We start from the raw sequence: 26,521 nt of genomic DNA on the forward strand, positions 1-26,521 counted from the left end.
GGACGGCGTCCTCACCGACCGCAAGGTGCGGCTGGACTACGAGGCGCAGCTGTCCGACGTGATGGACTCGGCGGAGACCGTCGAGCTGAGCACGCTGGACCTCGCCGAGTACTCGGCGGGCTTCTCCGGCACCCGGAGCGTCACCACCCACCACGGCAACCAGGCGCACTCCGCCACCTTCTCCGGCGGTTCCGGCGATCTGACCGGCGGCGCGGGCTACGGGAGGTCGCACTCCCCCGGCAAGGGCCGGAGCGTCTCGGAGATCACCAACGTCAATCCGGGCCGCTATGTCGCACACGACAAGGTCCCGCACCGGACGCGCACCGCCCGGGTGGTGTGGAAGCTGACCGTCCGGGCGCAGCACGTCAACCAGCTGGGCGGCTGGTCGCCGGTGGCCCAGCAGGCCCCGGTCACCGTCGAGAACGGCGTCACGTTCCTCAGCCCGGAGTGGCCGGCGCCCGACCAGACCCTGGTGCCGTACGTGCCCGTAACCCTTCCGGTCGCCTCGATCCCGCCCGTCGCGGCCAGCGAACGCTTCCTGTCCCCCGTCGACCTGCCGGCCGCCTCGGTCGCGCTCGGGCACACCCCGCAGAGTCCGGCGGCCCTCTTCGACCTGCTCAAGCAGGAGATCCGGCAGCTGTTCGGCGAGCACGCCGACGAGGCGTTCGAGCACCGCTGGGTGCAGGGCTCGCAGCCGCAGGACTCGATGACCGAGCCGCCGCCGGCGCTCTCCGGCTCGCTGGACTCCGTCATCACGCCGCGCAGCCTCCACGCGATGGTGTCCGCGATGCTCGGTGCGGGCATGGTCTTGCACACCGTGGTGCCCGGGGCGCTGCACAGCACCCACTACCAGCTCCGACTCCGGTACCACCGCGACCCGGAGAACCGGGGCGCACGCTTCAACCAGCAGCTGGTCAACGGCACGATCAGCAATTACGTCCAGTGGAACACCGCCGAGGACCTCGCCCTCACCCGCGACCGGGCCACGGGGAACACGTTCAGCGGGACGTTCTCCGCCGCCACGGTGTCCTACAGCCGCTCGTCGAGCTCCTCGCGGACCCAGAACGCACGGACGCTGACGCGCCGTCACGACGGGCACACCGTCGCGGGCCCGCTGGCGGGCTTCCTGATCGACGGCGAGCTGGAGATCACGCTGACGAAGACGTCCCTGCCGTCGCGGGGCGCCACCACCGCCACCGCCGACCTGGCCCGGCGGGCCACGCGGGCCCTCGGCGGCTCGACACACCGGGCGAGGGTCCCGGTGCGGGAGCAGTTCGCGATTCCGTTCTCCGCGCTCCAGCTGACGCCGCCGCTGTCGGTGCCGCGCCCGCTGCCGACGCGGCCCGTCGAAGAGGCCGGACCGCGGGAGTTCTGGGAGGCGGTGGCACGGCACCGGATCCCGGCAGCCGCGGTGAGCGGCAAGCAGATCGGCGTCGCGCTCCGTCCCGAAGCGCTGCGCCAGCTGTTCGACACCGGCATCAAGCCCCTGCTGGAGCAGTCCGGCGGCGGGGCCGAGGACCTCATCAGGGACGGCGGGTTCGCGCAGGGCGGCATGATGCGCCTCCTCGACCCGCACGTCCTGGTCCGGCACCTGGGGCTGCACGGCCTGAACGGCACGCCGATGGCCGTGGGCCCGGACCTGCGGGCGGCCGGCGGCCCCTTCACCGACACCGTCGGTACGCTGCGGATCGCCATCGTCCCGGCGCAGCTCGGCGACGCGCTGGGCTGGTTGAAGGTGACGACGGAGCGCAGCGACTACGGCTCCCAGAACAACGGGCTGGCGTCGGGCCACGGGCAGGGCAGCGGCCTCTCCGTCGGCCTCGGCCGGAAGTTCGGGCCCGCGACCCCGAACCTCGGGGTGTCCGCCACCACGTCCGTCAACGGGTCCGTCACCAGCTCCGGCTGGGCGATGCACCGCGTCGAGGGCGCGGCACGCACCACGTATGTGCACCACCACGGCTACACGGACGCCTATGTCGTGCTGTGGCTGGACACCACCCACCAGCGCGACAAGCTCCGCTACGGCGGCGGCCGGCTGAAGCATGTCTTCAAGGTCCCTGACCTGCTGTCCCTGTGGTTCACCCCGGAGGCCACCCTGCTGGGCCTGGGCGGTGTGCCCACGTCCGCGATCCGTACGCCGTCCGGCTACTACGTTCCGGCCCGCAAGGCCGACGGCGAGGACGACGCGGCGCTGCTCGACCTCCTCCGCGCCCAGCAGCTGCCCGCCACGGAGGGCGCCCTCGTCTGGCAGGCCACCACTCGGGGCGACGGCACCCTTCTCGCGTACGGCGCCACCTTGAGCCGCGAGGAGTTCGAGACGCGGTTCATCCACGCCGAGCTGAGCCGCGATCTGGACACCGCCGGCCACGTCGTGACGTGGGGTGAACCGGCCGCGGACGGCACCGTTCTGATCACGGCCCAGGCCCCGGCGCCGTCGTCGCTGCACGAGGAGTCCGGCAGCGGGAGCGGCAACGAGGACGACCGGCAGGACCGGAAGGACGACGAGAGGGAGAAGGACCCGAGGGAGAAGCCGCAGGACCGGCAGTCGCACAGTTCGCCGTCCGGGACCGAGGAGAAGAGCGAGAAGGCGAAGGGGAAGGAACCGGCGAAGGCTCCGCCGGCCGTCCAGGACTGGTCCCACCTCAACACGGACACCGCGCAGGACAAGGTGCTCGCCCGGAGCGGGCTGAAGCCGGTGAGCATTCCCGGCGACGGCGACTGCTACTTCCGCGCCGTGTTCCGGACGATCGACCCCGGCCGTGTCCTCGCCCGGTCCGAGATCCAGGAGATCCGGAACGGACTCGGCGCCGAGCTGCGGAAGCTGCTCGCGGGCGACGACGAGAGCTTCTGGTACGCGTTGACGGCCGAACTGGCGCCCCCCGGAGCCGACGGCCGCTCCCTCCCGCGCGAGATCGAGACCTACGCCAAGAAGCGCCCCGGGCTGACGGAGCGGCTGAACGCGGGCGAGATCGCCGCCTGGCGGCAGGCCCTCCGGCACACCCGCGTCGGCGCCACGCTCCTCGCGGACGTGACGACTCCGGGCCGCTACCACTCCGTCGGCGGCGACCTCGTCCCCCTGCTGTTCTCGCGCGTCCACCCCGAGATCAACGTCTCCGTCCTCACCCCGGGCGGCACCACGTGGCACCACATGCTCGGCGACGACAACCCGGTCCACATCGTCCGCGTCTACCTGGGCACCGGCGAGGGCTCCGCGCACTACCTCGCCACCGCCCCCCTCGACGCCGAGCAGCCGCTCCCGGCCCAGGCGCAGCAACAGGACACCACCCCGCAGCCCACCGCCCCCGCCACGCAGCTCCCCGCTCCCCCGTCGCGCCTCTCCCTGGGACAGCTCAGCGCCGGTGACCACATCGAGAAGCTCGGGCGGTCCGAGGAGGAGCTGGTCGACGCGGTGCTGCCGGCGCTGCGCGCGGCGTTCGGCGACGAGACGGCCGTACTGGTGCGGCAGCAGCTGCTCCACCATCTGGGGACGCCGGAGATCAAGCCCTGGCTGTCCGGGATGAGCCGGGGCGCCAAGCGGTCGGTGCCGATCGAGGTGCCGGGCTGGGCCGGTGAGGTCGAGGTCGGGGTGGTGTTCACCCACGCCGCGACGACCGGGACGCTCGCCAAGGTCGAGTTCGAGAACGGCGCGGAATCCGCCGCCGGTGCCGGATATCTGAACGAGTCGGGCCGGCACGCCGCGGCGGGCGCCGGACTGCGGGTCGCCCTCCCCGGAGGCCGGATCGACTTCTCGGGCGACGCGCGGTACCAGTCCGCGGGCGGCGGCACCACCGAGCAGCTGGACCGGATGTTCGCCCGCGCCAAGACGCCCGCGACGGCGCTGGAGATCAGCGCCGACGCGGAGTTCACGCTCGACTTCTCGAAGGTGCGCTCCACCGGAGTCCTGCCCACCGCCCTCCGCAAGGACAAGCCGCTCCCCCTGCCGGAGCCGCAGTCCGGCGGCGAGCACGCAGCCGCCCAGCGGCTCACCGCCGTGCTCCAGGCGACCCTGCACATTCCCACCTGGGAATCGGCCGACCACACCACGGCGTGGGGCACGACGGACCACACCGTCTTCCGGTGGGGCCCGGACCAGAAGAGCACGGCCGGCCACCCGCACCGGCTGCCCCCCGCCCGCGTCCGGGAGCTGCGCGCCATCGGCTCCACCGACGTCGTCGTTGATGTGTACGCCGCCGATCTGCACGGCAACCGGCTGCACGGCATGGAGGACCTCCTCGCCCAGCAGCTCGCCGGGGGCCCCTCCGTCGACGACCTCGGCGCCGAGGTGTTCGGCGACGACTGGCCGCAGGTGCGGAGCCAGCTGCTGGGCCGCGTCGATTTCGGCGTGCTGCACGGCCAGCTCACCGCGACGATGAACGGCGAACCGCTGGAGATCGATCTGCTGGACGGTCTGGGCTCGGTGCTGTTCTCCACCGAACTCGCGGCGATGCGCCACGTCCACGACACCGTGGAGACCGAGTTCAACGTCGGCACCGATGTGAGCCGCACGGTGACCACGGTGTCCTCGGCCGGCACCGGGAAGTCCGGCGCGATCCGCGGCCAGATCGCCCCGATGGGCGCCGCGCCGCTCAAGGCCGTCGGCCGGCTCCAGGGCCAGTTCGGCGACGACGCCGTCACCATCGAGTCGTCGTCCAGCCGCGCCGGAGCCGCCACCAAGGCCAAGGTGCCCGGCTCGCTCTTCGACGGCGTGGCCTTCCTCCGCGTCGAATTCGTCCGCGGCAGCGGCGCCACGTCCGGGCGGCGCCCCGCCACCGGGGCGGGACGGCAGCGGTCCACCGCCGCCTTCACCACCCTCGGCTTCCGCACCCTCTCCGAGACCTCGGAGACCGAGCGGACCGACACCGCCACGGTCTTCCGGACGACCTGGACGGAGCAGCTCACCGCGCCCCGACCGGCCGGTGCGCCGCGGCCGGAGCCGGTGCAGCAGCCGCGGGTCCTCAAGGAGTCGGAGTTCGGTGCGGACGAGACCGTCCACCGGCCGCCGTTCTCGGTGTGGCACGGCACGTCGGGCAAGGGCGGACTGCCCGACTCGGCCGTCGTCCACGGCGTGTTCGCCGGTGGCGACATCCAGCTGATTCCGCAGATCGGCCGCACCGCGCAGACCACGAACACGCCGGTGATGATCCGCGAGCGGATCGACGCCATCGGTCTGGCCCACTTCACCGAGGACGAGTGGCAGGAGCTCAAGGACGAGGCCCACAGCAGCTTCCGCCTGGAGCGCTTCGGCGCCGGGCTGGGCCGGCTCACCCGCGGCGGCAGGCTGACCAGCTCGCCGCTGGGCAACGCCGTCGGCAAGAAGCACCTGACCATCGCGGCCCAGGGCCGGCTCACGGCGCTGCGCTATCTGCGGCCGGTGGACGCCGCGGAACTCAACATTCTCAGCGAGACGTCCGGCGGCACCGCCCGGCGCGTCATCTCCTGGACGGAGTTCGGCGGCGAAGGAGCCCTCGGCGGGCACCTCACCCTGCCGGAGAAGAGCTTCATCGAGGGCATGGCGGGCAAGGGCAAGGCGTTCCGCCACCGCACCGGTGACCGGTCCGCCGATCAGACCCGGAGCGTCGACAGCATCAAGTACGCCGAGCCGATGGCGGTGTTCGCCGGCGAGGCCACCGTGTGGTTCGACGTCACGGACGAGAAGGGCGTGACGCAGCCGGCGGAGGGCGTCGCCACCCTGCCGTTCCTCGTCGCCATCCCGCAGTCGCTGTGCACCCAGATCAACGGCGTCTCCGTATTCCTCCGCGAGTCCGAGCTGGCGGCGGAGAAGAAGCTCCGGAAGGCCCTGGCGCCGCAGGAGGGGACGGGTGCGTCCGCGTCGTCGGCCGTGCCGGACACCGCGGGCGGGAAGGAGACCGGGACGGAGCAGACCCCGGCGCCGCACCCGCCGCGATGGGTCGCCGCGCACCAGCTGGCGCCCACCGACCATGTGCTGAGCCTCGGGCTGAGCCCGGAGCACGACACCTGGCCGCTGGCGGCGCTGTTCGAGGCGTTGCGGGACGAGTTCGGCGAGACCCACTGGCCCCAGGCCCGGGAACAGCTGACGCCGCACTACGACCTGCAGACGCTGCGGCCCCGCGTTCCGCAGCTCAGCCGGAACCCGAAGGCGATGGCGCCCGTCATCGTGGCCTCCGGCGGCACCGTCGCCGAGGTGTCGCTGACCGCGCTCACCTTCGGTGGCCTGCGGCACCGCCGCGCCGTCAAGAAGTTCGAGGTGGAGAGCGGCACCGCCGGGGCACGCGGCACCGGCCACATGGTGGACAGGCGCGACCGCACCGGGACCACGTACCAGACGGACATCAAGGCGCCGGTCCTCACCGTCCAGTACGCCGAGAGCGGCATCGAGGACACCAGCACCGGCCGCGCCATGGACGCGGGCAGCGCCGCTCCGCACACCGGCAAGACCGTCGAACCGTACGACCTCTTCGACGGCTCGGTCCGGTTCGTCTTCGAGATCAAGGTGTCGCGGTCCTGGCTCGCCAAGCTGCCCAGGGCCCTGCCGTCCCTCAAGCCGGAGAAGGTGACGGAGCGGGAGGACGGGCGCGCGGCGAGCACGTCCACCGGCCGGACCGGCACGCCGCAGGAGAACGCCGCCGAGGAGCGGCAGGCGCCGAAGCCGCTGCGCGTCACGGCCGACGTCTCCGCGCTCTTCGCCTTCCCGCACCGCGACCTCACCGGCGCCGACGGCAAGCAGCTGACGGACCACCAGTGGTCGCTGACCGGTGTGCCGCAGCGCATCAAGGACTCGGGCCGACTGGGCGACAGCGACATCGTCGCGTCCGTCCTGCCCCCCGCGTCCGGCTCCATGAACAAGCTGCTCGCAGCCCTCGACGGCCAGGGCACGCTGGTCTTCGGACGCGGCTGGCAGCAGGCCAGGGACCAGCTGGCCGGCAAGCTGACCACCGACCTGATCCGGCAGCATCTGCGCGCGATGATGGCGGACCAGCCGCTGGTCATCGCCGTGCAGGGCGGCTCCTTCCGGATCACCGCGGGCGTCCGCCGGACGGTGGAGGAGAAGCCCCGGACCACCTCGGACGGGGGGACGGGGGCCGTCCCGAAGGCGGGCGTGCGGACCGGCGAGACGGAGTTCACCGTCGGCACCGAGCGCAGCCTCAACATCGGCTACTCGGACGGCACCTCCGCGCTCGCCGGCGGCTCGGCCAAGGGCCGGAGTCTGGCCGCGAACGGCAGCATCCCGGTCGCGCCGGGTGTCAACGCGGTGGTCGGCCTCCGCGGTTTCCGGGGCCGTGGCCACGACAGCATCTCCACGGCGGGCACCGCCGGAAAGGTCACCTCGGCCACCAAGACCAAGGCGCCGTCGGCGCAGCACCAGGGCGAGATCGTGCTGTTCGTCGAGATGGTGTCGGCGCGGAACGGGCTGTTCGACAAGGCGCGGCGGACCGTGGACCGGATGCGGGCCCGCGCCATCGAGGAGAAGCTCGGTGGGGTGCGGAACGAGTCCGCGGTGCGCTCCACCGGGGCGACGCCGCGCATCGGCGGACTCGCCGAGGTGCTGCGGCGGCTGCGGGCCCTCGGCCACCGCGCGTCGGCCGACGACGCCGCGGCGCGGATGAAGCTGCTGACGCGGCGCGGTGTGCTGCTCCAGCGGGGGCTGGGCCGTGCGATCGGCAGCGTCCGGCTGGGCTTCGGCTATGTCGTGGAGGACGTGGCGACGGCGAACGCCCCGTCCACCACCTGGCCGCAGCAGCCCGCCGATGACTGGGTGGTCCGCAGCCTGGACTCCCTGCGCGGTGTGCACCAGCTCCTGGCGCAGGGCGCCGAGGCCCACCTCGGCGCCGGGAAGTGGCACGCGAAGCCGGGCGGCGGCGAGAAGACCTGGGCGCAGACGGCACAGGACACGTTCGGTCTTGAGGCGCTGCAGGCGTGGCTGGTCCGCATGGCGACCGTGCGGGTGCCCGACGGTCAGGTCCTGGCGCCGGGGTCCACCCTTGAGGTGGGGCTCTGGGAGGAGAAGGGGCAGCTGCTCCGGATCGCGGCCACCGTCGAGCTGATGACGGACGCGCCGACGTTCGTCCGGGTCGACAAGAAGGCCGAGGCGGCGCGGGCGGCCGAGGCCGGTAACCAGTTCGGCACGGCGCAGCACAACACCGAGCAGTGGTCGGCCCGGGGGCAGTTCGGCGCCTCGGGCGGCGCACCCGGGGTGGACTCCGTCCGCGGCACGGTCCACGTCAGCGGCGGCGTCCAGTACCGCGAGGGCGGCACCCAGCGCGACACCAGCCGCGTCATCACCGGCACCAAGACCCCCCGCCCGCAGGAGATCCACTCCGGCTCGGTCCGGCTCACCTTCCACTACTACCGCGGCGATCAGCTCCTGGGCACGGCGCAGGGCCTGATGCCGGTGACGGTGGGCATCCCCGTCCAGGAACAGCAGCAGCCGGAGGCTTCCGGCACGGCGAAGGCGGCGCTCCCCGGGAAGAAGTCCCTCACCCCGCCGGACGCCACGGACCTGACGAACGCCCTGGTCACCGGTGGGGAAGAGCGTCTGACGTCCTCGGTGGCGAAGGAGTCGCAGCCGGTCTCCCGGGACGTCCGGGAGCGCTACACGACGCACTACCTCCTGGCGCAGGGCAAGCGCGTGCTGGGGTTCAATTTCGCGGGCGCCGCGGCGCGTGCGGTGCATCTGTACCTCAGCACCCGCGAGCGCGGGACGGCGCCGCCCGTCACCGAGCTGCGGGTCTTCGGCGACGTCTCCGTGCTGAAGACCGCGAAGGACGCGGCGCACACCCCCGGGACGCTGGCCGCCCAGCTCGTGGCGGAGTTCCGGGAGCGGATGCGCGAGGCGTCGGTGCACGCCGTACGGGACGGCGGCACGCCGCTGGACCTGGACGCGGTGCAGGTCCTCGCGGTGAAGCCGTCCGCGTCCGAGACCGCGGACCACCGGACGGACGCGATCCGCGTCGAGATCACGCTCCACCTGCCCGGCGTGAGCGACGCCTTCCTCGACGACGATCTCCAGGTGGAGGCCGTGCCCCGGGAGTCCGAGGAGGAAGAGGCCGTCCCGGTCAGGATCGGCGACCTGGTCAGCCGACGGCTCATCACCCGGCACAGCGGTGGTACGGCCGGCTACCACATCGGGCGGGTCTTCCACGGGAACAACGAGGTCAACCACCACATCGAGGACAACACCCTCTTCGATCCGTCGTACCCGCACTTCCTCCTCCTGCCGCCGGACGGCGGGCAGTCGCCGGTGTCCAGGTGGGGCACGGTGCCGTGGCAGCTGTCGCGCGATCTGTACTTCGCGGTGACGCACGGCGCGCCCGGCAAGGCGGAGTTGGTGATCGACGAGGACGGTTTCGACGCCAAGTACGACGCCTCCGGCCGGACGCTGGGCGCGGTGCTCAAGAACCGGAAGAGCCTGACCAACCTGCTGGCGCCCCTGCCGGAGCCGGACGCGAAGCCGAAGCCGTTGCCGCAGCTCGTGCTGCTCATCTGCCTGGCGGGCGCGACGGACGAGAGCGGGGTCACCACCGCGCAGGAAGCGGCGGACCGGGCCGGTCTGGAGGTCTGGGCGAGCACCACATCGGTCCACGCCTGGGGCCCGGCGCTGGCGCAGACCAAGGGCGCCGCACTGGCCCTCGAGTACGACGAGGACGCGCAGAAGGACGGCGAGTGGCGGCTCTTCCGTCCCACGTCGTGGACGTACACCGCGCACCCCAGGTACAAGGAGTACGCACGCAGGTTCAAGAGCCTGGTGAGGCTGCTGAAGCAGGGGACCGCCAAAGAGTTCCTGAGCGGCTCGGGCCAGTGGGAACAGCTGAAGCCGGACGTCTACGCACTCCTCGACGGACAGCAGAACATCCCGATCGACCAGGACACCAAGGGCGTCTCCCCCGAGGCCACCCGGCCCGCCTTGCGGCGCACCCGTGAGATGGGCATCTGGGTCTTCGGCCAGCTCCAGCGGATGAAGCGCGCGCTGGACGGCATGCCGCAGGAGGTGCGGGCCGAGGCGACCGTGGCGGCGGACTTCCGGGAGCTGCTCAAGGAGACGGAGGAGCAGTCCGCGCGGATCATGGAGGAGCTGCTCCCCCGGTGGGACGAGCAGGTGGGGGAACCGCTCGAACCCCTCATCTCCTCGGCCGACCTCCCGGTCCTCACCGAGGAGGCGCCGCAGGACGACGACGTCATCGCTCCCCCGCCCGGATTCGAGGACCCGGCCCTCTTCGAGCCGGGCCGGAAGGCGACGGCCGCACCGCACGCACCGCTGACGGCGCCCGGCACTCAGGTGACACCGCCGACGGAGACGCCGTCCGGCACGCAGCTGTCCTCGGACGGCGAGGCCACGGACCAGGAGTCCACGGACGGGGAGTACACCGACGACGGGCCGACGGACGACGACCGGCAGTGGGCCGGCGACATCGTGCGTGGCCCGCTGGTCGTCGAAAGGCCCGAGGTGCAGGCCGTGGTGGCGGCCGTGCGGGAGGACATCGCCCGCCGGCGGCGGGAGTTCGCCGACGACATCGCGGCGCGGCGGGAGGCCGCCTCGCTGCTGGAGCCGGAGCTGACGGCGCTGGGCGTCACGATGCCGTCGGGCCTGCCCGGCGGCGGGCAGGCCAAGAGCGTGCCCCTGCCCACCAGCTCCCTGGACACGGACGGCGCCGGCGGCTGGGAGACGCACACCGTGTACTTCGCGGAGCGCTCCAAGGAGCTGTCGGACGAACAGCTCGCGAAGATCAGGGAACTCGCCGCCGAGTTGGTGGAGTTGGGGCTCGCCAACCGCCGTGCGGGCCTGCCCGTCCCCGAGATCGAGATCTCCGGGACGGGCAACAAGTCCCAGCAGTCGGCGCTGGCGCGGGCCCTCCACGTGAAGAACGCCCTCGGTGCCCACCTCAAGGAGTTGCTGGAGCGCGCCGAGGACAACGTGCTCTCGCTACGGGAAGGGCACTTCCGCATCACCACCGGCACGGCGGCGCAGAGCGCTTCCCCGGCCTCCAAGCAGGAGCAGCGCCGCGCCGTCCTCTCGGTGAACCGGGTGCCGCGCCCGGTGCGTACCGGCGAGATCTCCGGCGACGTACCGGTGGCCCGGCTCGTGCACATGCAGTGGCTCGGCACCAAGCCGCTGAGTGCGTCCGCCAAGGAGAACATCGAGGAGTGGGCCGAGGCGGCCCGGGCGGGCGGCTGGGAGCTGGTCTTCCGCGCCGACCAGGACGCCCTGACGGCCAACCAGGAGTTCCTCGACGGTCTGCGCGGCCGGCCGTCGGTGCGCGTCGAGTCGATGGAGGGCTTCTTCGACTCGGTCGTCGTCCCGCAGGCGTCCTCGTCCACCGGGCCGGACACCGTGTCGGACATCGAGCGTGCCCGGGGCCTCTACCGGTACGCCCTCGGGAAGAAGGCGTACCCGATGGCGTCGGACGTGGCGCGGTATCTGATCCTGCTGCGCGACGGCGGCGTGTACACCGACGTCGACATCGCGCCCGGACAGATATCCCTGCCGCAGCGGGGTCTGGCGATGGCGCCTGACGCGGTCCCCTTCCTCGGGGCGATGCTCCAGGACTGGTCGGACTACACCAGGGTCGCCAAGGACGCCACCGCATGGCTGTCGCAGCGCCAGAAGCGGTCCACGCACGTTCTGGAACCGCTGCGGCATGTCGCGGCGTACCAGTTCGAACTCGGTGAGCTGGGCAACCACTTCATCGTCGCCCCCGCGGGGTCCCTCTTCCTGGAAGGGCTGCTGCACGCCCTTCCCACCCCGGAGGGCCTGCGGAACTCCCCGAACGGCCAAGACCTCAACGCCAACGCCGTAGCGCTCACCGGCCCGTGGTTCCTGGCCTCCCGGACCATCACCCACCTCAAGGAAACCCACCGGCTGCCGGCCGACCTGAGCCGTAACGGCCATGGCACCGGCACGCTGTTCCGGGCGGGCCGTCTCCAGGTGGACCCGCGCCAGCTGGAGCTGTGGGGCGGCGTCCAGTGGCTGACGGCCGACAGCGACGCACGGGTGGACCGTGCGCGCTCGGCGGCGGGCACCCCGGTGCCGGATCCGACCCCGCAGGACGAGGAGTGGGCCGAGCAGCTGCTGAGCGACGTCTTCGCCGGCTCCTCGGGCGCCCCTGCCCCGTCGCTGCGGCGCCTGCGGGCCCTGGCGGTCCGTAAGGCGGCCGAGTTGCGGGCGGCGAAGGGCCCGGAGCAGGCCGAGGCGGAGCGGTCGCAGATCCGCGAACAGGCGCTGCTCGCGTACGGCTTCCAGCCCACGGACGGGCTGGCCGGCGCGGAGCCCCTGCTTTCCCTGTCCGCCTCCTCCACCCAGGACCGCACCCCGCCGCTCGACACGCACACTCAGACGCTCGGGAACGTCCCGCAGCCGCGTGCGCCGCAGGAATTCCGCCCGAGCCTGGAGACCATCGAGGAGGTTCCCGGGCAGCAGGACCCGGAGATCGCCGAGCGGTACCGGATGCGGCTCAGCGAGGAGGAGTCCGCGGCGGCCTCACTCCTCGTGATCTGCAGTGTCGCGGCCCGTACGGTCGCCCTGTACCGGAACAGCCTGCACGAGGGGACCGCGCCGCCCCGGGTCGAGGTGCGGGTGGTCCTCGACCCGGTCGTCCCGCTGCTGATGGGCGGTGAGGTGATCCCCGCCGAGGACCTCCTCGACTCCTCGGTCGCGGCGCTGCGGGATCAGCTGCCCAAGCAGGTCGCCCTGTTCGACGAGGCGACCCGCGAGGCGCTGAAGGACGTGGAGTTCTCGGTCGTCCCGGTGGAGCAGGAGCCTGCCGACGACGACACCGTCATCGAACCGTACGTCGAGTTCCTGATCCGGATGCCCGGTGTCACCGACGCGTTCACCGAACCGGGGCACCACATCCGCTACATCGCGTGGGAGACCGGCGCGTCCCACTCGCTTCGGATCGGTGACCTCCAGCACCAGCGCCTCATCAACGACAGGGGCGAGCGGGCCGGGCGGGTCTTCTTCGAGGAGAAGGAGTCCGCCGGGCGGGTCCGTACGCACACGCGCCTGGATCTGACGAAGCAGGTCTTCGCGCACTACGGCCGACCCACCGAGAACCGCAAGCTGGGGGTGGCGGGCCGGCGCGAGCCGGTGCCGTGGGACCTGTCCCGCCCCGTCTATCTCGCCTCGACCCACGGGGCCCCCGGTCACCTGGAGCTGACGGTGTCCGCGGGGGGCTCCTCGGCCACGGGGAAGGCGCGGGGCAACGCGCTGGGCAAGGCGCTGGAGCGCCGTCCGAGCCTGCGGAATCTCATCGACGAGCACGGCAGGTCCGTTCAGCTCGTGCTGATCGTCTGCCATGCCGGAGCCACGGACGCGTCCGGCCGGAACGTGGCCCAGGAGATCGCCGACCGGCTCGGCATCGAGGTGTGGGCCGCCACCACCGCGGTCATCACCGTGACGGCCCCGGTCACGCGCCCGTACCAGCTGGACTACACCTTCGGCCTGGCACCCCACGAGGAGACGGGCGCCCCCGGCCAGTGGCTGCTGTTCCGGCCCGCGGCCTGGGGCCTGCCCACCGGGGTGGCGGCCGAGGCGCCGGAGGCGGACGAGGAGCAGGAGACGCCCGCGGTCCCACAGACCGACGATGTCCTGGACGACGAGGCCCTGGACGACGAGATCCTGGACGAGGAGGTCGCGGCGCTTGCGCCCACGGCCCCCGTGCCCCAGGCGCCCCGGTCCTCGGTCCGGCGGTCCGCGCCCGCCGCGGCGATGGACCTGGACGCCCTCGACGAGCCGCTGACACCCGGGACCGCGGAGCCGGCCGAGGAGTCGCAGAGCGAGCAGACACCGTCGGAGACGCAGTCCGAGGCGTCCGCCACGGAGGAGACGCCGGAGCCGGTCGCGAGCGGTGCGGTCCGCGAGACGTACCTGCTGCGCTCCACGGAGAAGGCGCAACTGACCCGGCAGTCCATGCTGACCGTGATCTCCGAGGTCGCGGCGCGGGTGGTCGCGCTGGGCGAGAGCACCCGGCGGCGTGGCACGGCGCTGCCACGCGTCGAGGTGTCCGTCTTCGGAACCACCGGGCCGTTGACGGTGGACGACGCCGACGAGGAGCACACCGGCCGCACTCTGGCGTCGGACCTCACCGACCGCCTGTGGTCGGAGCTTTACCGGCTGGTCGGGGACGATGCCGATGACTTCGCGATCACGCAGGTGAAGCCGCCCCTGTCCGAGGGCACGTTCACCGCCCAGCTCTCCCTGGTCCTCCCCGATGTGACCGACGCCTTCCTGGACGAGGACGACGCACTGCCGACGGTGACCTCGGCCACCGACCGGCATGTCGTCATCCGGCCTCGCGACGTCGAACACCGGCGGATCCTCATCAGGCAGAGCGGCGGCGTGGAGCACCTCGCCGGCCGGGTCTTCCATCCGGCGCGCGAATACGCCGACAACAGCTGGGACATCACCGACCTCGACCTCAGCAGCCGCCGCTTCCCGCACCTCCTCGAGGTACAGGACGAGTACGGCAACGAACGGGACGAGATCGTGGACTGGGGCACGGCGGGCTGGGACCCGCAGCGCCCGATGTACCTGGCCATGACGCACGCCGAGCCCGGCTGGCTCGAGTTGGTGGTGTCCCAGGGCCTGCACCGGGAACGCCACCTCGTTCCGGGCACGACGTTCGGCACGATGCTGAACCGGCGCCCGAGCCTGGAGAACCTCAAGCGGACCGGGCTGCGCCCGCAGCTCGTCCTCGTCGCCTGCTCGGCCGGTGCCGACGAGGCGGAGACCGGCGTCAACGCGGCCCAGCAGGTCGCGGACGAGACCGGTCTGGAGGTGTGGGCGAGCACCGCCACCGTCAGCTCGATGCGGCCGACGGGTGACCGGCCGGGCACCGCCTTCGGCCTGGAGGTCGAGGACGGCCGCCGCGGCGAGTGGAGGCTGTTCCTCCCGACGTCCTGGACCAAGGAGTCGCATCCCTGGTATCCGCACCACGCGCAGAGCTTCGCGCAGCTGACGGACGTGCTCAGCAACGGCTCGGTCCTCGCAAACCTGCTGGACGGCTGGCCGCTGGTCGCGGAGCACTGGAACACGCTGCGGCAGCGGCTGTGCGACCAGCTCTTCGACGCCCCGGAACGCTTCGCGTACCTCATGACGGACGCCACGACGATCGCCTCGTCGCACCGCTCGGCGCAGCCCGTCCTGCGGCGCATCCGCGATCTCGCGGCCTGGGCCCGTGATCAGCTCGGCGCGCTGTACGGCCGGCTCGGCCAGGTGCGCGACGAGATGGCTCTCGCGAGCCTGCTCGCCGGTACGGCGGAGGAGACCCCCGCCACGCAGCAGCTGGGCGTGATGCGGGAGGAGGCCCGCCAGCTGTGGGCGGCCCTCCACAACGAGCTCCTTCCCCTGTGGGACCGCCGCCTGAGCGAGGCGGACCACGACACCGGGCCCACCGCGGACGAGTCGGACCACGACGATGTCATGGAGAGCGACGACGACGAGTACGTGGATGACGCCTCCCTGGGGTCGGCGTCGATGGACCTCTCCTCCGGCGCCACGGCATCGGAGGCGTGGGACAGCGACGGCGAAGCGGAGCTGTCCGACGAGGAGACGGAGGAGACCGAGCCGCCGGCGACCGCCGGACCGGCCCTCTCGAACGTCCGCAGGAAGAACGCACCGCACTCGGCCGTCCCGGCTCCGGAGAAGGGCGCGCAGGGCAAGGAGTTCCTGCCCCCGGCCCCGCCGGCGGCTCCGCGGAAGGCGGCCTCCGCGTCCGGGCCGCAGCAGCAGCCGGCGGCCTCGTACCGGTCCGCCAATCTCGACGCGAAGCCGCTGGCCAACCTGGACGCCAAGCCGGTCGCCGGGCCCGCTCCGCAGGTGACGGCTCCCCCGGTGACCGCACCTCAGGTCAGGAAGGACCCGGTGCGGCGACCGGCCACGGGCACGGCGTCCGGCACGGCGCAGCAGGTGCCGCTGGCCGACAGTCAGGACACGTTCCAGGGGCGGCTGCAGGTGACGCGGTGGCGGCCCGGCGGGGCGAGTGCGCCCGGTGCGGCCGTCGGGCAGCTCCGGTACCGGTTCGGGCAGCTGGACCTCGTGCGTCTCACGCCCGGCAGCCCGGTCACGAAGCTGGCGGCCGGCGGGCGGGGCGGGCAGCCGCCGCGGGTGCTGCATCTGAGCGGGGCGCTGTGGGACGACCCGTCCGACGGGACGGCACGGATCGTCGAGGCCCTGCTGCGGCGGGCCGCCGGTCTCGCGCAGGGTGACGGCATCGACCCGGGTGCCGACCACGTCCTCGTCACGGCCAACGCGCCGGTGCTGACGCCCGAACTGCTCGGCGCGTACGGCTTCACGGAGCTGGTGGGCGGCGGTGGCCTGTGGCACGCACCGGCCGGTGACCTCATCGCCGTGGGGCGCACGCTCCCGCGGCCGGAGGGACTGGTCGTCGACAACTGCGAGACGGCCCGGTAGCCGGGGCGGTGCGGTGGCACTCCGGACGGGGTGCCACCGCACCGGGCGTCCCCGCTCCCGGCGTCCCGCCCCGTCCCGTCCAGGAGGTCCCCGAACAGGGATCTGGGCAGGTGCGGGGCGGGGCGGGAGGATGTGCGTGGACCGATGCCGTTCCCCGCGCGCGACGCCCGGCGGCCACCTGTCGCCCGGTGGCGCCCGAAAGGGCCGCCGTCTTCCGTCGTGCACCGGCATCGCCACGCCGATTCCCGCCCGCACGAGGAGCACCGCCCATGTCCGACCGCCCATCGTTCGACCTCGCGGCCCTCACGGAGCGGATGCGAAGCCTTCAGGGCAGTCTCGCCGGAATGAACGACGCCGTCGGCGGGGCCGAGGCGACCGGCCATGCCGGTGGCGGTCTGGTGACCGCGAAGGTCAACGGCGAGGGCCGGGTGACGTCGCTGCGGATGGATCCGTCGGTCATCGACCCGGACGATCCGCAGACGCTGGAGGAGCTGGTCATCGCCGCGATCGACGCGGCGCAGTCGACGCTGCGGGCGGCCCGCGCCGAGCAGGTCGAGGAGTTCACCCAGGGGCTCACCGGCCTCGCCGCGGGCCTGCGGGAGCAGACCGCCCGCCGCCCGAAGTCCCCTCCGGTGAACCCGTTCGCCGGCCTCGCCGACGGTGCCGCCCGGCCGCCCCAGGACGGCCGGGCACCCCGCTGACCCGGTCGGCCCCGTCCCCCCTCTGCCGCCCCACCTCCCTGCACAGAGAGCCCTGATGTCGCGGATCGTCTTCCACCGCCCCGCCCGGGTCGCCCCGCCCCAACTCCCGACCGACCCGGTGGTGGTGGCCGCGCCACCGCAGCCGATCGCCAAGGACTCCGGCGCCAACTGGCTGATGCTGCTGATGCCGCTGCTGTCCAGCATCAGCATGGCCGCGTACATGATCGTCGCGGGCAAGAAGATGCTGATCCTCCTGGGCATCTCCTTCGTCCTCCTCTCCATCGGCCTCACCTTCGGTGTGCGGATGCAGATGCGCGGCAACCAGCGCAAACAGCGGCTGAGCGCCCGTGACCGCTACCTGGAACACCTCGTCGAGGTGCGGAAGACGGCCCGTCAGGTCGCCTCCGACCAGCGGACCGTCGCCGCCTGGCAGCACCCCTCGCCGCACCGCCTGTGGGCCATCGCCCGGCGGCGCCGCCGGGTGTGGGAGCGCCGCCCCACCGACCCGGACTTCCTCCAGGTCCGCATCGGCACCGGCCGGGCGCCGCTGTCCACGCCGGTGCGGCTGGCAACCCGGAACGACCCGACGGTCGAGTACGACGCGCGTGCCAAGGCCGCCGCGGACCGGCTCATCGAGAACACCGCGAGCGTCGGCCACCAGCCGGCCACCGTCGATCTCGACCAGTCCGGTGTCATCAGCGTGGTCGGCCCGGCCGGGCGGGCCCGTGGTGTGGCCCGGGCGCTGCTGAGTCAGGTCGCGGTGCTGCACGCGCCCGACGACGTCTGTCTGACGGTCGTCACCGGCGGCTCCGAGGACGCGCAGTGGGACTGGGCGAAGTGGCTGCCGCACACCCATGAGGAGGACGCGACGGGTGAGGCGGGCGTGGTCCCGCTGGTCGCGGAGGACTTCGACGGTGTCGCCGACCATCTCGCCGCCTGGCTGACCGCCGCGCACGAGCAGGCCGCCGCCGCCCGCCGCACCTTCACCTCCGGCCGCGAGGCCGCCGCAGGCCGCCGCCGTCTCGTCGTCCTCCTCGACGGCTACGACCCGCGCAGCGCCTGGGCCCGCTCCGCCGTCGCCACCCAGCTGCTGGCGGACGCGGGTCCCGGCACCGGCGTCACCGTCGTGTGTGTGGTGAGCCGCGAGGCCGACGAGCCGACCCGCGCCGATGTCCGCGTCCACGTCGACGAGGACGGCCAGCTGCGCATCGAGAACCGCCGCAACGACGGCCGGGGCGCCGCCCCCGTCGACGGCGCCGTCGCGGACGAGCCGAGCCCGGTGCTGTGCGCGGCGACCGCCCGTGCGCTGGCGCCGCTGCGGCTGTCCGCGGAGGGCGAGGAGATCCTCGCCCAGACCATGTCGCTGCCGAACCTGCTGGGCGTCCCGGACCTCGACTCGTTCGACCCGGAGGACCTGTGGATCGAGCCGGACTCCGAGGACGTGCTGCGCTTCCCGGTCGGCTTCGACGGCGAGGGGCGGCCGCTCGCCCTGGACCTCAAGGAGGCCGCCCAGGGCGGTATGGGCCCGCACGGGCTGGTCGTCGGCGCCACCGGTTCCGGCAAGAGTGAGCTGCTGCGGACCCTGGTCGGCGGGCTGACCGCGATCCATTCGCCGGACATCCTCAGCTTCGTCCTCGTCGACTTCAAGGGCGGTGCGACCTTCGCGGGCGTCACCGAACTCCCGCACGTCGCCGGTCTGATCACCAACCTGGTGGACGATCTGGCCCTGGTCGACCGGGTCCGTGACGCCCTCCAGGGTGAGCAGCAGCGGCGGCAGAAGCTGCTGCGGGACGCCGGGAATCTCGACAACGTCCGCGAGTACCAGCTGCGCCGGGCCGCCGGGCAGACCGGTCCGGACGGGCAGCCGCTGGAGCCGCTGCCGTATCTCCTCGTCATCGTCGACGAGTTCGGTGAGCTGCTCTCCAGCCGCCCCGACTTCATCGATCTGTTCGTGCAGATCGGCCGCGTCGGCCGAAGCCTCGGCATCCACCTGCTGCTCGCCACCCAGCGGCTGGAGGAGGGCAAGCTGCGTGGTCTGGAGTCCAACCTCTCGTACCGGATCTGCCTGCGGACGTTCTCCGCCGCCGAGTCCCGCGCCGTCATCGGCACCCCCGACGCCTACCAGCTGCCGCCCATCCCCGGCTCCGCGTACCTCAAGGTCGCCGACTCGGTGTACGAGCGGTTCCGTGTCGCCCATGTCTCCGGGCCGCACGAGAGCGCCGAGGAGCGGGACGCCGTGGAGAGCCCGGTGTCCGCGGCGCCGGTGCCGTTCGGGCTGCGCCGTGCGCCGGACCCGGACGCGGAACCGGCGCCCGAGCCCGAGCGGCGCCCCCGTCCGCTGCTCACCGGCCCCACCGAGATGCAGGTGCTGGTCGAGCGGTTGCTCCGGTCCGGTCAGGCCGTCCACCAGGTGTGGCTGCCGCCGCTGCCGCGGGCGCTGCCGCTGGACGCGCTCACCGGCCCGCTCGCCGCGTCACCGGACGGTCCGGGGCTGCGCGCCCAGTGGTGGCCGGAGCACGGCACGCTGAAGGTGCCCGTCGGTGTCGCGGACATCCCGGTGATGCAGCAACAGCACCCCGTCGTCCCGGACTTCGCCCACGAATACGGGCATCTCGCCCTCATCGGCGCGCCCCAGTCCGGCAAGAGCATGTTCCTGCGCACCCTCATGCTCTCCGCGATGGCGACCCACTCACCCGACGAGATCCAGTTCCTCTGTGTCGACTTCGGCGGCGGCGCACTCCAGCCGTTCGACCGGGCGCCGCACGTCAGCGGCGTGGTCGGCCGGCACGACGTGGAGCGGGTGCAGCGTGCGCTGGCCGAGGTGGTCCAGCTGCTGACCGAGCGGGAGCAGCTCTTCCGGGAGCTGGGTATCGACTCCGCCGAGGAGTTCCGGCGCCGCCGCGCGGCCGGGGAGCTGCCCGACGGTGTCCGCAGCGCCGACATCTTCCTGCTGCTCGACAACTGGGCCGGGATCCGCGGCGAACTGCTCGACCGGATCGAGATCGACGCCGCCGTCCTGGACATCGCGGCGCGCGGTCTGGGCGTCGGCATCCACCTGGTGCTGACCGCCAACCGCTGGGCGGATCTGCGGATGGCGCTGCGCGACAGCATCGCCGCACGCCTCGAACTGCGGCTCAACGACCCCGCCGAGTCGGAGATCGACCGCCGTGCGGCGCGCCGCTTCGCCTCCGCGACCGCCCCGGGCCGCGGTCTGGCCCCCGGTGGTGTGCAGTTCCAGGTGGCGCTGCCGCGGCTGGACGGGATGGACACCCTCGACGGTCTTGCCGATGCGCAGCAGGACGCCCTCACCAAGATCGCCGACTCCTGGCCGACGGCCGCGGCGCCGCCGATCCGGATGCTGCCGGAGCGGATCGCCCGCCCCGAGCTGGCGGCGCTGCCCGCCGCGTCCGACCGCCCGTCGGCGGGTGTGGCGATCGGTGTGGCCGAGCAGGATCTGCTCCCCGTCCACCTGGAGCTGACCGACGCGGACCCGCACTTCCTGGTGTTCGGCGACTCCGGCTCCGGCAAGTCCGCGTTCCTGCGCAGCTGGCTGACGGGGATGGCCGAGCGGTACTCCGCCTGGGAGGCCCGTTTCATCGTCGTCGACTACCGGCGTTCGCTGCTCGGCATCGTCCCCGACGAGCACCTCGGTGCGTACGCGGGCGACGCCACCGCCGCCGCCTTCTACGCGGAGCAGGTCGCCGAGAAGCTGGCCGAGCGGATGCCGCCGGCCGACGTCACCCACCAGCAGCTGCGCGACCGCGACTGGTGGGAGGGGCCGGAGCTGTATGTCGTCGTCGACGACTACGACCTCGTCGCCAACGGGCGGCAGTCGCCGCTGGCGCCGCTGGTGGACTATCTGCCGCAAGCCCGTGAGCTGGGCTTCCATCTGGTGACGGCGCGCCGGGTGTCGGGGTTCGCGCGGACCGCGATGACCGATCCGATGCTGACCCGGGCGCGGGAGCTGGGCGCCTCCGGGCTGGTGCTTTCCGGCGAGTCGAAGGAGGGCGTGGTGCTGGGCGGCGAGCGCGCCGAGCAGCGGGTGCCGGGCCGTGGTGTGCTGGTGCAGCGCCGCGCGCCGCGGACGGTGGTGCAGCTGGCGCTCACCGAGGCGGACGCCGCCGATCAGGGCGACGGCCGCTGACCGCCGCACCGCGCTGAAGCCCGTACGTCGTGGGGCCCGGTCCGTCCGGGCCCCACACGTCTGTGCGGGGCCGGGTCATTCGAGGTCGTCCCACTGGTCGAGCAGATCCTCGTCGCTCAGCTCCTCGGTGGGCATCGCGGGCGGCTCCAGGGACTGTTCCGTCCACACCACCTTGCCGCGCTCGGGGTAGCGGGTCCCCCAGCGTTCGGCGAACTGCGACACCAGGTAGAGCCCGCGGCCGCCCTCGTCGGTCATGGCGGCGCGCCGCAGATGCGGGGCGGTGGGGCTGCCGTCGGAGACCTCGCAGATCAGACTGCGGGCCCGCAGCAGCCGTACGCGGACCGGGCCGGTGGCGTAGCGGATGGCGTTGGTGACGAGTTCGCTGAGGATGAGTTCGGTGGCGAAGCCCAGGTCGGCCAGGCCCCAGGAGCCGAGCCGCCCGGCGACCTCCGCGCGGACCGGGGCGACGGCCGACGGGTCGCTGGCCACGGCCCATTCGGCGACGTGGTCGGAGTCGAGGCGGCGGGTGGCGGCGACGAGCAGCGTGATGTCGTCGCCGGGCCGCGGTCCCACCATGGCGTCGAGGATCGCCTGGCAGGTCTCCTCCGGTCCGGCGTCGGGCAGCCCGGTGAGGACGTCCCGGAGCGCGGCCAGACCGACGTCGGCGTCGCGGTCGTACTCGCGGATCAGCCCCTTGGTGAAGAGCACCAGCCGACTGCCCTCGGGCAGTTCCAGCGTCGCCGTCTCGAACGGTTCGCCGCCCAGGCCGAGCAGCGGCGAGACGGGGATGTCGGGGAAGCTGACCGTGCCGTCGGGCAGCACGAGTGCCGGGGTGGGGACCCCGTTGGTGGCGAGGGTGCAGCGGCCGGACGCCGGGTCGTAGACGGCGTAGAGGCAGCTCGCGCCGGAGACCTGGGCGGTGTCGGCGGCGCCGCTGTCGTCGATCCGGCCGACCAGTTCGTCGAGGTAGCCGAGGAGTTCTTCGGGCGGCAGGTCGAGGGCGGAGAAGTTGTGTACGGCGGTCCGCAGCCGGCCCATGGTCGCGGCGGCGTGCAGACCGTGGCCGACGACGTCCCCGACGACCAGCGCGACGCGGGCGCCGGGCAGCGGGATGACGTCGAACCAGTCGCCGCTCACCCCCGCCGCCTGCGCCGGGAGGTAGCGGTAGGCGGCGTCCACCGCGTCCTGGTCGGGGAGCCCGCCGGGCAGCAGGCTGCGCTGGAGGGCGACGGCGGTGGCGTGCTCGCGGGTGTAGCGGCGGGCGTTGTCGATGCAGACCGCGGTCCGTCCGACCAGCTCCTCGGCGAGCGCCAGATCGTCCTCGTCGAACGGTCCGGACGCCGCGGTGCGCCAGAACTCCGCCAGGCCCAGCACCCGCCCGCGGGCCCGGACCGGCACGCTGATCAGCGAGACCAGGCCGAGGGCACGGATCCGCTCGGCCCGCCCGGCGTCCGCGGGCCGGATGGTCCCCTCCGCGGAGGCACCGGTCCGCTCCGGCCCGCCGGCCAGCTCCGGCACCTCGGACAGATCGGCGACGAGGACCGGTTCGCCTTCGGCGAGCGCCCGGGCGTGCGCGGCGGGCCGCACCGCGGTGACCGGCTCGCCGACGGGAAAGATCGCGCTGCCGCCGTCCGGCCCGGTCCCCTCGGGCACCGCGGTGACGGCGGTCCGGCGCAGCGGGTGGCCGGAGGTGTCCGGTTCGTCGCCGCGCAGAACGGGGTCGGCGAGGTCGATGGTGGCGACGTCGGCGAAGCGCGGGACGGCGACATCGGTCATCTCGCGGGCGGTGCGCCGCACGTCGAGGGTGGTGCCGACCCGGGCGCCGGCGTCGTGCAGCAGCCGCAGCCGTTCCCGGGCGGCCTCGGCGCGGCCGGTGACCGCCTGCAGTTCGGTGGTGTCGCGGAGCGTCGCGACGCTGCTCGCCGAGGAGCCCGGGCCGTCGGTGAGGCGGACGTTGATGACCAGCAGCCGGTCGCCCGAGGGCCGGACGGCGTCCGACACGGCGCGGCGGTCGGTGAGCAGCGCGGCGACGGACGGCTCCAGGTCCAGTTCGGCCACCGGCCGCCCCTCGGCGTCCGGCGCCAGGTCCAGCAGCCGCCGCGCCTCGTCGTTGGTGAGCAGCAGCCGCCCCTCGGCGTCGACGATCAGCACGCCCTCGCGGACGGCGTGCAGCACCGCGTCGTGGTGTTCGTACATCCGCGTCATCTCGGCGGGGCCCAGGCCGTGGGTCTGGCGGCGCAGGCGGCGGCCGACGAGGAGGGTCCCGATGGTGGACAGCACCAGGACGCCCGCGGCGCTCCCGAGGAGGGCGGGGAGCTCCCCGGCGGTGGTGTTCTGCGCCCGTTTGACGGTGACACCGGCCACGGCCAGCCCGGCGATCGAACCGTTGCCGCGCTCGACCGGGACGACGGAGGTGACGGTGATGCCGCGGACACCGGGGATGGTGCGGGTGAAGGCGCCCTGGTCGAGGGCTTCCCGGTACATCGGGTCGGCGTGCCGGCCGATGAGCGACGGGTCGGGGTCGGTGTAGCGGACGCCCTCGGGGTTGAGGAGGACGACGAAGTCGATGTCGGCGGACTCCCGGATCGCCTCGGCGCGCGGCTGCAGTTCCGCGGTGGGGTCCTTGCCGTCGAGCGCCTGTGCGGTGCCGGGTGCGCGGGCGAGTGCCTCGGCGACGGCCCGGGTGCGGTGCTGGGCGTCGCGGGTGCTGGCGTTGCGCGACTGGAGGACGAGTGCCAGCGCGGCGATGGCCACGAGGACCACCACCAGCACCAGTTGGATCAGCATCAGCCGGCCCGCGAGGCTCCGCACGTTCCAAGGGAGGCGCAGGGCCCGCGGTGGTGCGGAGCCCGGTGCCCGGTGCCCGTTCTTGCGCATGCGCTGCCCGTCACCCGCCGGATCGCCACACACGCCTCGGACGGAGACCGGCCCGGCCCGGTGGCTGAGGAACTGGAAGCATATCGACGCGAATATACCCATTTATCACCACGGCCGTACGGCAACCGCGGCGCCCGCCACCCGTTCCGCCGCACCCCGTACGCCACTCGGCCCCCATGCCAACCACCGGCCACATCGCGGTCGTTACCGCAATTTTTTCAGCCATCCAGGAGGTTTACGAAGAAGCAGGGAGCAAACACCGCGCGGGCCGAGGAATGCACGGCGCGGGCCGACGAAGATCCACAATGCGACAGCGCCCGTACGCCGCGTCCTTGCGATTCCTCGCTCGAACGCTGCGCACGGGCGCTGCCACGGACTGGTTCGGACGATCCCCCGCGTCGTCCGAACCAGCCGAAGCGGCCGGAATTCGCACCTGAAAAGGCGGGCATCCGACTTGCCCTGAGTATACTGGTTGCTAGCCAGCCAACGCAGGAGTTACAGCATGTCCCCTCGCAGCGCATCGGTCAACGAAGAACTCCGTCGGCGCTCCCGCGAGCGGCTGCTGCAGGCGACGGTCGACCTCGTGGGCGAGCGCGGCTACGACGCCACCACCCTCGGCGACATCGCCCTCCGGGCAGGCACCGCACGCGGTCTGGTCTCGTACTACTTCCCCGGCAAGCGCCAGCTTCTGCAGTCGGCCGTGCACCGCCTGATGCACCTCACCCTTCAGGAGGCCCTGGAGCGCGCACCGCGCCCCGAGGGCCCGGACGCCGGCCGCGAGCTGATGGCCCGCGCCATCGACGCGATCCTGGGCCTCACCCGCGACCACCCGCTGCTGATGCGCACCCACATGGCGGGCATCCTCACCGCCGACGGCTTCATCCAATGCCCCGAGCAGCAACGGCTCGCCCATCTGCTGCGGGAAACCGTCATCGCCTACGGTTCCACCGACCCGGACACCGACTACCCCCTGCTCCGCGCCCTCCTGATGGGTGCGGTCGTCCCCCTCCTCCTGCCCGGTGCCCCCACCCCGCTCCCCCGCCTGCGCGCGGAACTCTTCCAGCGGTACGGACTCGACCGGCGGTCGGGGTTCCCGCCCGCGGACGACCCTCCGGCGGAGAACCCTGCGGAAGCCTCTGTGACGGAACCGCGTACGGCCGCGCCGCGGGGTGCGGGGCGGGGCGACTCGTAAGACCGACCCGTAAGGGCAGCCCTGAGTGGTGGCCCTCCCGGACCCGAGGCACTTCTCAGGCCCCTCCCCCGGCGCGCTCTCTTCCCGTAGGGCGCCTGCGCCGCTCACGGCCGCCAAGCGTGAGTGGTCACCCCTGGCGCTTGTGGTGCCGGGGCGACAACAGGCCCGCGTCGCGCGCCCCGGCGATCAGCCGCAGGGCGCGGCGCCGCCCGCGGCCGGTCGCGCTCATCACGGCTTCCACCGGGTCCCGCCCGTCTCGCTGCGCCGACCGGTACGCGTCCGCCACCGCCTTGCTCCGGTCGCCGCTGCGGCCCCGTAGCACCCGCCCTTCCGGCACGGTGGGCCGGTCGGCGGCCGGGGCGTCGGATGGGTCGGCGGACGTGCCGGTGGAGTCGGGGGCCGGGATGTCGGGGCCGGGGATGTCGGGGCCCGGCGCGGCGGATGGTTCCGGGGCCGGATCGGCGGTCGGGACGACGGTCGGGTCGGGGTGCAGGTCGGCGGTCCGGGCCGGAGCCGGAGCGGGAGCGGCTGGCGGTTCGGCGGTGGCGGTCGGTTCGAGGGTCGCGGCCGGTTCGGTGGCGGGGGCTGCCGTGAGGGTCGCCTCCGATTCCGCCGCCGGGGGCGTCGCCAGGTCGGTCGTCGGGTCGGTCATCGGGTCGGTTGTCGGACCGGCTGCCGGATCCGGCACCGTCTCCGCCGCTCGCTCCGCCGATTGCGCTGCCGCCGGCTCAGCGGTGGGATCCGGCACCGTCTCCGCCGCTCGTCCCGTGACGGCGGGATGCGCGTCGGGCCCGGTGGACGGCGCAGCGCCGCCCGTCTCCGGCTCACCCTCGGCGGAGGACGCGACACCGCACGCCCCGGCCCGGCCCGAACCGCCGCTCCCCCGCGCACCACCGCTTAGTGGTCCGGACACGGCCGACGGGTCGGCGGTGGGTGCCGGGACGGGGCGGGGTCTGCGGGTGCGGCCGGTGGCGATGCGGCAGGCGTCGTCGAGCGGGCCCTCGATCCAGTGGGCGAGGGTGGCGAGCCCGCTGAGCGGCAACGGCGGGTCGGCCCGCAGGTCCTCCACGGTGATGCCGTCGTCCTCCACGGTGACCAGCACATCGATCCGGGCGCCGTCGGGGAACGTCAGCCGCGCACTCACCCAGGGCTCCAGCGGGTCCGGCCGGGACGGCGCATCGGCCGTTTCCCGGGGGTGATCCCCCTCCGGGGGGTCGTCC

General features: G+C 73.3%; 6 protein-coding genes (1 of these 6 only partly in view). 4 read left to right on the forward strand and 2 right to left on the reverse strand.

Annotated features, from left to right (window positions below; translation table 11 throughout):
- The 3 genes from ACZ4U4_RS15540 to eccCa all read left to right on the forward strand — a co-directional run.
- On the forward strand, positions 1–16,387 hold the 3' portion of the coding sequence (locus tag ACZ4U4_RS15540; RefSeq protein ID WP_467873737.1) for a protein-glutamine glutaminase family protein. The gene continues 14,825 nt to the left of window position 1, outside the view; 16,387 of the gene's 31,212 nt are visible here — the last part of the coding sequence; its start codon lies beyond the left edge, outside the window; its stop codon occupies positions 16,385–16,387.
- A gap of 269 nt (positions 16,388–16,656) precedes the next feature.
- Entirely contained in the window at positions 16,657–17,088 is a 432-nt protein-coding gene (locus ACZ4U4_RS15545; RefSeq protein WP_467873740.1) for a YbaB/EbfC family nucleoid-associated protein, read from the forward strand.
- Between the two features lie 55 nt (positions 17,089–17,143).
- Positions 17,144–21,232, forward strand: a complete 4,089-nt coding sequence (gene eccCa, locus ACZ4U4_RS15550; RefSeq protein WP_467873742.1) for a type VII secretion protein EccCa — start codon at positions 17,144–17,146, stop codon at positions 21,230–21,232.
- A 75-nt stretch (positions 21,233–21,307) separates the two neighbouring features.
- Here the strand turns inward: eccCa and ACZ4U4_RS15555 are convergent, their stop codons facing one another.
- Positions 21,308–24,019 (reverse strand): SpoIIE family protein phosphatase, encoded by a 2,712-nt coding sequence (locus tag ACZ4U4_RS15555; protein ID WP_467873865.1) that lies wholly within the window; start codon positions 24,017–24,019, stop codon positions 21,308–21,310.
- 592 nt (positions 24,020–24,611) lie between these two features.
- Here ACZ4U4_RS15555 and ACZ4U4_RS15560 point away from each other — a divergent pair.
- A complete protein-coding gene (locus tag ACZ4U4_RS15560; protein ID WP_467873745.1) occupies positions 24,612–25,301 on the forward strand; it encodes a TetR/AcrR family transcriptional regulator in 690 nt (229 codons plus the stop codon).
- Between the two features lie 127 nt (positions 25,302–25,428).
- Here ACZ4U4_RS15560 and ACZ4U4_RS15565 read toward each other — a convergent pair whose 3' ends face one another.
- Positions 25,429–26,445 (reverse strand): DUF6214 family protein, encoded by a 1,017-nt coding sequence (locus ACZ4U4_RS15565; RefSeq protein ID WP_467873748.1) that lies wholly within the window; start codon positions 26,443–26,445, stop codon positions 25,429–25,431.
- Between the last annotated feature and the right edge of the window lie 76 nt (positions 26,446–26,521).

The sequence above is a fragment of the Streptomyces sp. NPDC029159 genome (assembly GCF_055564055.1).